Annotated in this window: 9 protein-coding genes and 1 riboswitch; all 9 genes read left to right on the forward strand. The window is 41.7% G+C overall.

The features are described 5' to 3' along the window. Window positions 1-8: 8 nt before the first annotated feature. Window positions 9-1,619: a Na+/H+ antiporter NhaC family protein gene (locus tag ABE613_RS06220; RefSeq protein WP_235232575.1), complete on the forward strand. Its 1,611-nt coding sequence runs from the start codon at window positions 9-11 to the stop codon at window positions 1,617-1,619. 213 nt (window positions 1,620-1,832) lie between these two features. Further along, window positions 1,833-4,754 carry an insulinase family protein gene (locus ABE613_RS06225; RefSeq protein WP_235232576.1) on the forward strand — a complete coding sequence of 974 codons (2,922 nt, stop codon included), beginning with the start codon at window positions 1,833-1,835 and terminating at the stop codon, window positions 4,752-4,754. A 52-nt stretch (window positions 4,755-4,806) separates the two neighbouring features. Then, window positions 4,807-5,703 (forward strand): GTPase Era, encoded by an 897-nt coding sequence (era, locus tag ABE613_RS06230; protein ID WP_347375959.1) that lies wholly within the window; start codon window positions 4,807-4,809, stop codon window positions 5,701-5,703. A gap of 172 nt (window positions 5,704-5,875) precedes the next feature. Then, window positions 5,876-6,625 carry a DNA repair protein RecO gene (gene recO / locus ABE613_RS06235; protein ID WP_347375960.1) on the forward strand — a complete coding sequence of 250 codons (750 nt, stop codon included), beginning with the start codon at window positions 5,876-5,878 and terminating at the stop codon, window positions 6,623-6,625. Between the two features lie 247 nt (window positions 6,626-6,872). Next, window positions 6,873-7,059: riboswitch (cobalamin riboswitch) on the forward strand. Window positions 7,060-7,124: 65 nt separating this feature from the next. After that, window positions 7,125-8,243 carry a uroporphyrinogen decarboxylase family protein gene (locus tag ABE613_RS06240; RefSeq protein ID WP_347375961.1) on the forward strand — a complete coding sequence of 373 codons (1,119 nt, stop codon included), beginning with the start codon at window positions 7,125-7,127 and terminating at the stop codon, window positions 8,241-8,243. A 62-nt stretch (window positions 8,244-8,305) separates the two neighbouring features. After that, a complete protein-coding gene (locus ABE613_RS06245; RefSeq protein WP_235232580.1) occupies window positions 8,306-8,962 on the forward strand; it encodes a cobalamin B12-binding domain-containing protein in 657 nt (218 codons plus the stop codon). A 14-nt stretch (window positions 8,963-8,976) separates the two neighbouring features. After that, window positions 8,977-10,005, forward strand: a complete 1,029-nt coding sequence (locus tag ABE613_RS06250; RefSeq protein ID WP_235232581.1) for a methylcobamide:CoM methyltransferase MtbA — start codon at window positions 8,977-8,979, stop codon at window positions 10,003-10,005. Next, complete coding sequence (locus ABE613_RS06255) at window positions 9,998-11,800, forward strand: ASKHA domain-containing protein (protein WP_235232582.1); 1,803 nt, start codon at window positions 9,998-10,000, stop codon at window positions 11,798-11,800. The genes ABE613_RS06250 and ABE613_RS06255 overlap by 8 nt, the downstream gene beginning before the upstream one ends. Window positions 11,801-11,928: 128 nt before the next feature. Beyond that, entirely contained in the window at window positions 11,929-13,320 is a 1,392-nt protein-coding gene (locus tag ABE613_RS06260) for a glycine--tRNA ligase (RefSeq protein WP_347375962.1), read from the forward strand. Window positions 13,321-13,623 lie beyond the last annotated feature (303 nt).

Raw genomic sequence — 13,623 nt, forward strand, 5'->3', positions numbered from 1 at the left:
TTTTAGCAATGAGAGGAAAGAAAAAAGCAATGTGGGGTGTGATGACCCTTCTGTGTATTCTTCTTTGTAGTTCAATGACCGTATTTGCTGCAGATGAAGCGGCTGAGTATGTGCCAAAGATGTATGCGTCTTTCTGGTCACTGGTTCCGCCAATCGTCGCAATTGTACTTGCATTGATTACAAAGGAAGTATACAGTTCATTATTTATTGGTATTTTAATTGGAGGCGTATTTTATTCTGGTTTTACGTTTGAGGAGACTGTTCTTCATGTATTTCAGGATGGTATTGTCGGAGTTCTGACAGATAGTTACAATATGGGAATCCTTGTGTTCCTCGTAATTCTGGGAATTATGGTGTGCATGATGAATAAGGCTGGTGGTTCAGCTGCATTTGGTCGCTGGGCAAGTGTACATATCAAAAGCCGCGCAGGTGCACAGCTTGCAACCATTCTCCTTGGTGTATTGATCTTTATTGATGATTATTTTAATTGCTTGACCGTAGGAAGCGTTATGCGTCCGGTGACAGATAAGCATAATGTATCGAGAGCAAAGCTGGCATATCTGATTGATGCGACAGCTGCACCAGTTTGTATTATTGCCCCAATTTCATCTTGGGCGGCTGCAGTTACCGGATTTGTTGAGGGTGAGGATGGATTTTCTATCTTTATTCGTGCGATTCCATATAACTATTATGCATTACTTACGATTGTTATGATGGTTACAATTGTAATATTAAAGATGGATTATGGCCCGATGAAGCTTCACGAAACGAATGCACTTCAGGGGGATCTATATACTACAGCGGATCGTCCGTATGCTAATGCAGAAGAAGATGTTGTGGACAGCAAGGGCGGCGTCATAGACCTGATCTTCCCAGTGGCTGTTCTGATTGTGTGTTGTGTAATTGGTATGATATATACCGGTGGCTTCTTTAGTGGAGTAGGATTTATTGAGGCGTTTTCTGCAAGTGATGCATCTGTAGGCCTTATGCTTGGAAGCTTCTTTGCATTTGTAATTACGATTGTGTTCTATGCAGTACGCAAAGTGTTGAAGTTCTCTGATTCTATGGCATGTATTCCAGATGGATTTAAAGCTATGGTACCTGCAATCTTGATCCTTACATTTGCATGGACCTTGAAAGCAATGACAGACAGTCTGGGTGCGAAAGAATATGTGGCTAATGTAGTTCAGAATGCAGCTGGAGGATTCATGAATCTCCTTCCTGCAATCATCTTCCTTGTAGCATGTTTCCTGGCATTTGCAACTGGTACTTCATGGGGGACCTTCGGTATCCTGATTCCGATCGTAGTTGCAGTATTTTCTGGAACAAATGAGACGATGATGATTATCTCTATCTCTGCATGTATGGCAGGTGCTGTATGTGGTGACCATTGTTCGCCGATTTCTGATACGACGATCATGGCTTCGGCCGGAGCGCAGTGTAATCATGTTAACCATGTATCTACACAGCTTCCATATGCGATTACGGCAGCAGCAGTATCATTTGTTACTTATGTAATTGCCGGATTTGTACAGAATGCATTTATCTGTCTGCCAATTGGAATTGTTTTAATGGTTGGAACATTGATGGTGATTCGTAAAGTTACCGCAGATAAATAAAAATGTCGATAAAAAACAGAAGTTTCGAAAGAGACTTCTGTTTTTTTGTTAATGAAAATCCTTTCCTAATCTGCTTGTAACCTGGGATTAAATTGGATAAAATACTCTGTATAGGCAAAAGTATAAAACAGGGTTCAACCATTGAAAAAAAGATGTTATAATGCTATAGGTGTAGTCGTGATGACACCGGAAGAAAGGAGATAACAAAATCTTATGAGCATCAGAGATTTGAAGACATATGACTTGATCAAGGAAGAAGAATTGAAGGGAATTCAGTCTAAAGGTTATTTGATGAGGCACAAGAAGAGTGGCGCAAGAGTTCTTCTGATAGAAAATGACGATGAGAACAAGGTGTTTAGTATCGGTTTTCGTACTCCGCCCAGTGACAGTACCGGAGTGCCACATATCATGGAACATTCTGTGCTGTGCGGATCAAAGAACTTCCCGGCCAAGGATCCATTTGTAGAATTAGTGAAAGGGTCGCTCAATACATTTTTAAATGCAATGACTTATCCGGATAAAACAGTGTACCCAGTGGCAAGCTGTAACGATAAGGATTTCCAGAATCTCATGCATGTATATATGGATGCGGTACTGTATCCGAATATCTATGAGCATGAAGAGACATTCCGTCAGGAAGGCTGGAGCTACAAACTGGATTCTGCAGATGACAAATTAAGTTATAATGGAGTGGTCTATAATGAGATGAAGGGGGCATTCTCTTCACCGGAAGGTGTGCTTGACCGAGTGGTTCTGAACACATTATTTCCAGATACATCCTATGCAAATGAATCCGGTGGAGATCCGGAGGTCATCCCGGAGCTGACCTATGAACAGTTCCTGGATTTTCACAGGACTTATTATCATCCGTCCAACAGCTATATATATCTTTATGGAGATATGGATATGGAAGAAAAGCTATGCTGGCTGGATCGGGAATATCTTTGTCATTATGAGAAAAAAGTAGTAGATTCAGAGATTCATTTGCAAGAAGCTTTTTCAGAAATGAAGGAATTGGAGATGCCATATTCCATAGCAAGCGATGAATCAGAAGACGAAAATACGTACCTTTCTTATAATAAGGTAATTGGTACAAGTCTAGATCGAGAATTGTATCTGGCGTTTGAAATTCTGGATTACGCATTGTTATCTGCGCCAGGTGCGCCATTGAAGACAGCTCTTACGGATGCTGGAATTGGACAGGATATTATGGGATCTTATGATAATGGAATCTATCAGCCGATTTTCTCTGTAATAGCTAAGAATGCAGATGCAGATCAGAAGGATAAGTTTATTGAAGTTATCGAGAATGTGCTGACGGACATTGTGAAAAATGGGATGGATCAGAAAGCACTTGAGGCGGGAATTAATTATCATGAGTTCCGTTACAGAGAAGCTGATTTTGGAAATTATCCGAAGGGATTGATGTATGGACTTCAGATAATGGATAGCTGGCTATATGATGATGACAAACCATTCATTCATATCGAGGCATTGGATACATTTGCGTTCCTGAAAAAACAGGTGGGAACTCGCTATTATGAGGACTTGATCCAGAAATATCTGCTGGATAATACTCATGGTGCGATTGTTATTGTGAAACCTGAGAAGGGGCGTACTGCCCGCATGGATGCTGAGCTGGATGCAAAATTACAAGAATATAAAGCCAGCCTTGGCGATGAGGAAATCAGAGAAATGGTTTCTCGGACAAAGAAGCTGGAAGAATACCAGTCAGAACCAGAGAGTGAAGAAGCGCTGGAACGGATCCCGGTTTTAAATCGAGAAGATATTTCCAGAGAAATTGATCCGATTTTTAATGAAGAGATGAATTTGGCAGGAGTTCCGGTCGTATTTCATGAAATTGAGACAAATGGAATTGGCTATGTAGATGTGATGTTCGACCTGTCAGGAGTCAGTGCAGAAGAACTTCCTTATGTTGGAATCTTGCAGTCTGTGTTAGGAATCATTGATACAGAGAATTACGGATACGGGGAACTTTTTAATGAGATTAATATGCATACCGGAGGAATTGGAACATCACTGGAGCTTTATAACGATGTTACCAATATAAGGGAGAAGGTATTTAAAGCAACATTTGAAATCAAGGGAAAAGCACTTTATCCAAAGCTTGAAAAAACATTTGAGATGATGGGGGAGATTCTGACTGCTTCCAAGTTAAATGATACGAAACGAATCAAAGAAATCCTGGCAATGACCAAGTCAAGGCTCTCTATGAAATTCCAGTCATCCGGGCATACAACAGCGGCGCTTCGGGCATTGTCCTATGCTTCTCCGTCCGCAAAATTCAAGGATATGACAAATGGCATAGATTTTTACCAGAAGATAGTGGATCTGTCAGAGCATTTCGAGGAAGAAAAAGAATCAATAACAGCAACACTTATCAATCTTACCAAGAAACTATTCCGTCCGGATAACATGATGATCAGTTATACTGCTTCAAAAGAAGGAATGGACGGATTAGAGAAGATGATTGCCAATCTTTCCGAAAGACTTTACAAAGAAGTTCCAGAAGAGACACCATGCATCATCCATTGCGAAAAGAAGAACGAAGGATTCAAAACAGCATCAAAAGTACAGTATGTGGCACGAACCGGTAACTTCATCGATAATGGAGCTGCATATACCGGAGCACTTCAGATCCTGAAGGTAATCCTAAGCTACGATTATCTCTGGCAGAATATCCGTGTAAAAGGCGGAGCATATGGATGCATGAGCAATTTCAACCGCATAGGAGAAGGTTATTTCGTTTCCTACCGTGATCCAAATCTGAAGCGCACCATAGAAGTATACGAAGGAATTGTAGATTACCTGAAGAACTTCACCGTAAGCGACAGAGACATGACCAAATACATCATCGGAACCATCAGCAATATTGATCAGCCTATGACACCCGCAACCAAAGGCGAACGATCCATGAACCTCTACATGAATAAAGTAAGCGCAGACATGATCCGCGAAGAACGCAGTCAGATTCTAGATGCAACACAAGATGATATCCGCGCCCTTTACCGAGTTGTAGAGGCCGTATTGAAGGCAGATCAACTGTGCGTAGTTGGAAGCGAAGACAAAATAGAAGAAAATAAAGAACTGTTTAAAACTGTGACAAGTTTTTAACAGGGGACGTAGTAAATTGAAAGAATACTACGTCCCCATTTAAGGAGTTTTTATGAGAAAAGATTATAAATCGGGATTTGTTACTTTGATCGGACGCCCAAATGTGGGGAAATCTACGTTGATGAATTGTCTGATAGGACAAAAAATTGCCATTACTTCTAATAAGCCGCAGACGACGAGAAATCGTATCCAGACGGTGCAGACAACGGAGGAGGGGCAGATCGTGTTTGTGGATACGCCGGGTATCCACAAGGCGAAGAATAAACTTGGAGAATATATGGTGAATGTGGCAGAGCGGACGTTGAATGAGGTGGATGTGGTGTTGTGGCTTGTGGAGCCAACGACGTTCATCGGTGCAGGTGAGCAGCACATTGCCAAGCAGCTTCAGAGAGTTCATACCCCAATTATTCTGGTTATTAATAAGATTGACAGTGTGAAGAAGGAAGAGGTATTGCCGGCAATTGCAGCGTATAAGGATGTCTGCGATTTTGCGGAAATTGTTCCGGTGTCTGCAAGAAACGGGGATAATACGGATGAGTTGATACGAGTGATCATGAAGTATCTTCCTTATGGACCACAGTTTTATGATGAGGATACCATTACTGATCAGCCGGAGCGTCAGATCGTAGCAGAGCTGATTCGCGAAAAAGCACTTCATTGTCTGCAGGATGAGATTCCACATGGAATTGCGGTGGCAATTGACCAGATGAAGATGCAGAAGAAGGTAATGCATATTAATGCGACCATCATCTGTGAGAGAGACTCCCACAAGGGGATAATTATTGGAAAACAAGGAAATATGTTGAAAAAGATTGGCAGCACAGCCCGCTATGAGATTGAGAAAATGCTGGATTGTCAAGTGAATCTGAAACTCTGGGTTAAGGTAAAGAAGGACTGGCGAGACAGCGAATATCTAATGAAAAATTTTGGATATCGGGATGAAGAATAAAATCAGCCTTTTCTGGGAGAACCTAATCCTATCAACAGAGGATGAGGTGATTTCATGGAAGAAGAGTACTGGGAGCGTTTTCTGGAGACGGGAAAAGTGACAGATTATCTTTGCTATAAGGGAATGCAGATTTGTAAACAGATAATAAAAGACCATGAAGGTGGAATAAACGGTGAATCAGATTACAGTGACAGGCCTGGTCCTGCAGGCAGCTCCTGTCGGCGAATATGACAGACGAGTGGTAATTCTGACAAAAGAACGAGGGAAGATTGCAGCATTTGCCCGCGGCGCAAGAAGGCCTAACAGTGCACTGATGGGAGTGACGAGTCCATTTTCCTTTGGAGAATTTACAGTTTATGAGGGGCGGACATCATATACATTGGTGTCGGCCTCTATTTCCAATTACTTTCAGGAGCTGCGTATGGATGTTGAAGGGGCATATTACGGATTCTATTTTATGGAACTGGCCAATTATTATGCAAGAGAAGCTAACGATGAGACTCAGCTTTTAAAGCTTTTGTATCAGACTCTTCGGGCACTTGTAAATCCCCATATACCAAATCTGCTGATTCGATATATCTACGAGCTGAAAACGGTCAGTATCAATGGAGAAGGACCACAGGTTTTCCAGTGTGTAGGATGCGGTGACAGAGAAAGACCAATGGTGTTCAGTGTTAGACGTGGAGGTCTGCTCTGTGACAGATGCAGAAGAGATGTTTCGGATGGAATGGTGCTGAATCCCTCTACAATCTATACGCTTCAATATATTGTGGGAACGCCGGTGGAAAAACTATATACCTTTACCGTATCTGATGAAGTGCTTCGGGAACTGGGAAAGGTGACCGGAAGATATCTGGAAACTTACGTAGGAAAAAGATTTAAATCATTAGAGATATTAGAACAATTGACAAAATTAGGATAAAAATATACATAAAAGGGGAGCCTCGCACCCGACCAGATCTGTTGGTGTGCGAAACTCCTCTCTGATGTTATTCTTTTTCAAGCAGCGTTTCCTGTAATATATTTATCTGTATTATAGTTTGTCAGAACGAAAACATTAAGTGAATGAATCATTTAGAGATGAAAAACCCGTAGAATAGAAACTGTCTATATAAGACTTTTATTATAGTAATAACCGATTTGGAAAATGTTAATTTACATGATAAACTTGAAATGTAAACGTATATAGTGACAATGAAAATTGTTGAAAAGGGAATTCGGTGAGAGTCCGAAGCAGCCCGCTCTACTGTGTGACGGACGATGGTTTTATTGACCACTCAAGATGTTTTACTTTTGGGGAAGGAAATCCAGAGGATGAAGTCGAGTCAGGAGACCTGCTATATATTTTCAGGAGATTTCGGTGGGGAAAGGCAGTGTTTACGCTGTTTTTTCGTACCGTATTTTATTTTAGGAGGTAAAAAATGGATTATCAAGAGCTGAAAAAGTTGATGAATGAACAGAAAGAAGAGATGACACCTTCTGAACGTATGGCAGCATACATGAAAGGGGAGGAAGTGGACTGCATTCCATATGGAATTCTTGCCCCAGAGATGGCGATTGCCAATCTGATGGGATATTCAACGAAACAAATGAGCGAAGATCCGGAAGTTATGGCAAAGGTCATCAGGGAAAAAGATGTGACATATAACAACTTTGGATTTGGTGTTGGGCCGGATTTAAGAACCATTGGAGTAGCACTTGGATCGAAACTTTTTACACCGGAATACGGAGTGCCTCGAATCGAAGAACATGTCCTTATGGATTATGCAGATTTTGATAAATTAAAAGTCGTGGACCCATATGACAATCCAGTTCTCACTCCAATGATTGAGATGGCAAAGCAATTAAAAAAACTGTTGCCGGATTATCCAATCAGCACAGGTGTGACAGGGCCGGTGTCATGTGCAGCTGCGATCAGGCCGGTGGACTTAATGTTAAGAGATACCAGAAAGAATCCGGAAATGTTGAAAAAGCTTTTGAAACTTTCCAATGAATGTTCATTAAAATGGGTAGAAGCATTTTGTAAAGAATTTGGACCATGTTCTGTATTTATATCTGATCCGGTGACCTGCTCGGATATTTTGAGTAAAAAGCAGTTCGATGAGTTTTCTTACCCATATTTGAAAGAGTTAATTGATGGGCTTTATGAAATAACAGGACAGCCGCCGATGATCCATATTTGTGGAAAGACAAAACCAATCTGGAACGACATTGCAAATAGTGGAGTATGTGCATTTAGTATAGATAATTGCGAAGATCTTGCTGAGGCAAAAGAAGCGATTGGAGATAAAGTGATGTTAATGGGAAATGTACCGCCAGTAGATGTTATGTTAAATGGTACGATTGATGAGGTGATTGCGTCCTGTAAAGAATGTATTGAAAAGGCAGGAGACAGTCCAAAAGGATTCCAGCTTAACGTCGGATGTCAGACGCCGTTTGGTACATCTAAAGAGAATATGGAAGCTCTTATCTATGCAGCAAGAAAATATGGGCGTGGTGCGAAAATAGGATGCCTGCCGAAAGGATTGCAAGAAGATTAAGAGGTAGTTTATAGAATCAATAGATGTTAATCTTGATTAATAAGTTTTAGGAGGAAATGATCATGGCAAGATCAAAAGAGGAATTACTGGAAGCGTTATCTGAATGTGTAGTTGAAATGGAGGACGAAGAGGTCGTAGATGTTGCGAATGAATATCTGGAAGCAGGATACCCAGCGTTTGATGGTATTATGGATGGACTTGTAGATGGAATGAATAAGGCGAGTGATTTGTACGATGCAGAAGAATATTTCGTTACGGATGTATTGCTCTGTTCTGATGCAATGTATGCAGGATTAGACGTGCTTCGTCCGCATCTTCCTGCGGATGATACCGGTGTAGAAAAACCAAAAGTTGTTATCGGTGTAGTAGAAGGAGATACCCATGATATCGGTAAGAATCTTGTAAAGATTATGCTGGACACAGCAGGGTTTGAAATGTATGATTTAGGAAGAGATGTCCCGTTAGATAATTTTGTAGATAAGGCAGTGGAAGTAGGTGCTTCTATTATCTGTATGTCAACACTGATGACAACTACCATGATTGGTATGAAGACCGTTATAGATAAGTTAAAAGAGCGTGGGATCCGTGATCAGTTCAAGATTATGGTTGGTGGAAGTCCGATTTCTCAGAAATATGCAGATGAGATCGGAGCAGATGGATATTCTGTAAATGCAGTAGAAGCGGTGAAGCTTGCTAAGCGTTTGATGGGAATTGCGTAATAAGGAGGCAATACATGTTGACAGAGAAAGAACGTTTGGAAAAAGTGTTCCATCATGAAGAGGTAGATCGACCTCCGTGCATTTGCCCGGGTGGAATGATGAATATGATTACGTCAGAGTTGATGGATACTTGTGGGGTGACATGGCCGGAGGCACATACGGATGCTGAGATGATGGCAAAGCTTGCGTTGGCGAATTATGAGAATGGATGCTTTGAAAATGTGGGAGTACCGTTCTGTATGACTGTAGAGGCAGAGGCCATGGGGGCAGAAGTGACCATGGGAACGAAGATATTCGAGCCTCATGTGACGGGGTATGCCATCGATTCTGTACTGGATTGGAAGCAACTAAAGCCGGTAAATCATGAAGAGGGCCGTGCAAAGGTAGTTTTAGATGCTATCCGTATTTTAAAAGCTAAGAATCTGGATGTACCAATCGTTGGAAATATTACCGGACCAATCAGTACAGCAAGTTCTGTAATGGAACCTGTGAATTTTTATAAGGATCTCAGAAAACACAAGAAAGAGGCCCATGAATATATGACGTTTGTGACGGAGCAGATTATTGATTTTGCCAGAGCACAGATCGAGGCTGGAGCAGATGTTATTGCAATCTCAGATCCGAGTGGTACAGGAGAGATTCTGGGGCCAAAATATTTTGAAGAATATGCAGTAAAATATCTGAATATGGTTCTGGATGGACTTCAGGATGAGAAGATGGGAACTATCGTGCATATCTGTGGACAGATGAAAAGTGTATATAAACAGATTGATATGGTACACAGTGATGCATTAAGTTTCGACTCTGTCGTGCCAATGTCTGAGGCAAGAAAGCATCTGGAAGATCGTGTTCTGATGGGAAATGTCAGTACCTATGCATTGGAGTTTGGAGATCCGGAGCGTGTGGCGAAGCTGACTCGCAGCTGTGTTGCCGGCGGCTCGGATATCATTTCACCGGCGTGTGGTCTGGGAACAAAGTCACCGCTTGCGAATATACAGACAATTTTAAAAACATTAAAAGAAGAGGTACTAGCTGATGCCTAAGATAACAGTACAGCCGGCAGGAAAGAGTTATGAGTATACAGTAGGAAAAACATTGTTGGAGATTCTTCTTGCTGAGAAGATATTTGTGGACAATCCCTGTAATGGGAAAGGAGTATGTGGGAAATGCCGTGTGAAGATTCTTGGCGGAAATATCCCAGAGGCCTGTGAGACGGAGAGAAAGCTTTTGAAATCTGAAGAACTGGAAGCAGGAATCCGTCTGTCCTGTCTGGTCAGACCGGAAGATGATCTGGAGATTGAACTTCTTGGAAAAGAACGGAAACATGAGGTTCTGACTACGGGCTATATCCCGGATTTTACATTTGACTGTGATATTGAAAAACGAGTAATAGAGATTCATAAACCCACATTAAGCGACCAGACACCTTGGGAAGACCAGATAAAAGAGCAGCTTAGAATGGATAATATCAGTTTTCCGGCTCTTCAGTCTGCGACATTCGCCCCGGGACAGGTTACAGTTGTTCTGCATAATGGTGAAGTGATACAGGTTGAAGAAGGTGACACTTCAGATTCCTTGTATGGTGTAGCAATTGATATTGGAACGACAACTGTCGTATGTGCATTGATTGATATGCATACAGGGAAAGAGCTGGCTAATGCATCTATGATTAATGCACAGAAGCATTTTGGACTGGATGTTCTTACGAGAATTACCTATGAATTAGAGCATCCTCTGGATGGAGTAGAAAAACTTCGCGGTGCTATTGTGGAATCCATTAATGATATGATTCAGGATATTTGCGGACAGGCAGGAGTCTTAAAAGAACAGATCTATGAAATTACGGTAGGTGCCAACTGTACGATGATGCATATGCTTCTGGGAATAGATGCAACTCCGATCGGAAGGGCACCGTATGCTCCAATGTTCGTAAAATCAAAGGATATTCCAGCTGATTCGATTGGAATACATGCGGCGAAGGGAGCAAGGCTTTATTGTCTTCCATCCGTTTCCGCGTATATAGGGGCAGATATTGTGGCTGGCGCTTATGTGTGTGAGTTGGAGAAAGAAAAAGGCAATGTATTATTCATTGATATTGGAACCAATGGAGAAATCGTATTGTCCAGTCATGGAAAGCTCTTGTGCTGTTCTTGTGCAGCTGGTCCGGCTCTGGAAGGAATGAATATCAGTTCCGGCATGCGTGCGGCAGAGGGTGCCATTGAGGATGTAGAGATCACCGAAGAAGGTGTGAAGCTAAAAGTCATTGGCGATGAACCGCCAATCGGTGTGTGTGGAAGCGGTATTCTTGCAGTGGTAAAGGAATTGTTAAAGTCTGGTCTGGTACGCAAGGATGGTGCGTTTATCAAGAAAGATAAATTAGAAGAAACAGATTACCGTTATCCGATGCTCCAGTTAGATGGAAGAAAACGAGAATTTATCATGACAGAGAGTCCTGAAAAGCTTCTCATCACGCAAGGAGATGTACGCCAGGTACAGCTTGCAAAAGGGGCAATTCTGTCCGGATTTATAGCTCTTCTGAATAAAGCTGGAATCCAGATGGAAGATCTGGATAAAGTGATGATTGCCGGTCAGTTTGGAGCACATCTTCCGGCGGATAGTCTGACAGGAACAGGAATCTTGCCACAGGAAGTTGAAGACAGGCTTGTCTATGTCGGAAACTCCTCGAAGACAGGCGCATATATGGCACTGATGTCAGCTCAGGTAAAGCGAGAAATGGAAGAATTAGCTCACAATATGGATTATATGGAATTAGGAGCAACACAAGGATATGAGAGACTTTTCTCCGATTGCCTGATTTTCCCAGATTTCAGTAAATAACACCTTGAAAAGATATACAGTTAAATGTATAATAGTTTACAATTATACATTTCAGTTGTCGTGCATCCGGTGAAAGTTATCGGAAGCAGATTCTGCAAGTATAAAAAACAGAAGGTGAGGATGAGGATATGGTAGAAAAAACAATGGACAAAATCGTGGCATTGGCGAAATCCAGGGGGTTTGTATATCCAGGATCTGAGATTTACGGAGGGCTTGCAAATACATGGGACTATGGAAACCTCGGAGTAGAGTTAAAGAACAATGTCAAAAAAGCATGGTGGCAGAAGTTTGTACAGGAGAATCCATATAATGTTGGTGTTGACTGTGCAATCCTTATGAATCCACAGACATGGGTGGCAAGCGGACACCTTGGCGGATTCAGTGATCCATTGATGGACTGTAAAGAATGTCATGAGCGTTTTCGTGCAGATAAGATGATTGAAGATTATGCACATGAGAACGATATCGATATTGGAGACAGTATTGATGGATGGAGCCATGAACAGATGGAGACATTTGTCAAGGAGCATGAGATTCCATGTCCAACATGTGGAAAGCATAACTTTACGGAGATTCGTGAGTTTAACCTGATGTTCAAGACATTCCAGGGAGTTACAGAAGATGCAAAGAATACGGTATATCTGAGACCTGAGACTGCACAGGGAATATTCGTAAACTTCAAGAATGTACAGCGTACTTCAAGAAAGAAGATTCCATTTGGTATCTGCCAGATTGGTAAATCTTTCCGTAATGAGATTACACCTGGTAACTTTACATTCCGTACCAGAGAATTTGAGCAGATGGAACTGGAATTCTTCTGCGAACCGGGAACAGACCTTGAATGGCATGCATACTGGAAGAAGTATTGCCTTGACTGGCTGAAGGCTCTTGGCATTAAAGACGAAGAGTTACGTCCACGTGATCATTCACCAGAAGAACTCTGCTTCTACAGCCGTGCAACAACAGACGTAGAATTCCTCTTCCCATTCGGATGGGGCGAGTTATGGGGAATCGCAGACAGAACAGATTACGACCTGACTCAGCATCAGAATGTATCTAAGCAGGATATGTCTTACTTTGATGATGAGAAGAAAGAAAAATATATTCCATACGTTATCGAACCATCACTGGGTGCTGACCGTATGGTGCTGGCATTCCTTTGCAGCGCATATGACGAAGAAGAATTAGAAGGCGGAGATACCAGAACAGTCCTTCACTTCCACCCGGCACTTGCACCAGTAAAGATTGGAGTCCTTCCACTTTCTAAAAAGTTAAATGAAGGCGCTGAAAAAGTATATGCACAGTTATGCAAGAAGTATAACTGCGAATACGATGAACGTGGCAACATCGGTAAACGCTACCGCCGCCAGGACGAGATCGGAACACCATTCTGTGTAACTTACGATTTCGATTCCGAAGAAGACGGAGCAGTAACCGTACGTGACAGAGACACCATGGAACAGGAAAGAGTTAAAATAGAAGATTTGGATGCTTACTTTGAGAAAAAGTTTGCATGGTAAGAAATAAAGGGATGTAGATAAAGTTGGTGCTGGAGTTGAACTCCAGCACCACTTTTCTTTACAAATGGATTCTCTCGATGTTCCTTTTCATAAATCATAGATTTCTTTATTTGCGGACATTTGTAGGGAAACAATGGTTTGATATGGTCTTACAACAGTAATTCAAAAAAGCATAGCTGACATAAGAGAACGGGTATCCGCTGTGATTGGACAAAGTAAAAATTATGGAAAATGTGAAAGCGGAAGAAAAAGTTATAAGATAATACGTTTGTTTTTGGAATTATATATGGTAGTATTAGTATA

The organism is Dorea chungnamensis, from assembly GCF_039832125.1.
Classification (GTDB): Bacteria; Bacillota; Clostridia; order Lachnospirales; family Lachnospiraceae; genus JAFBIX01.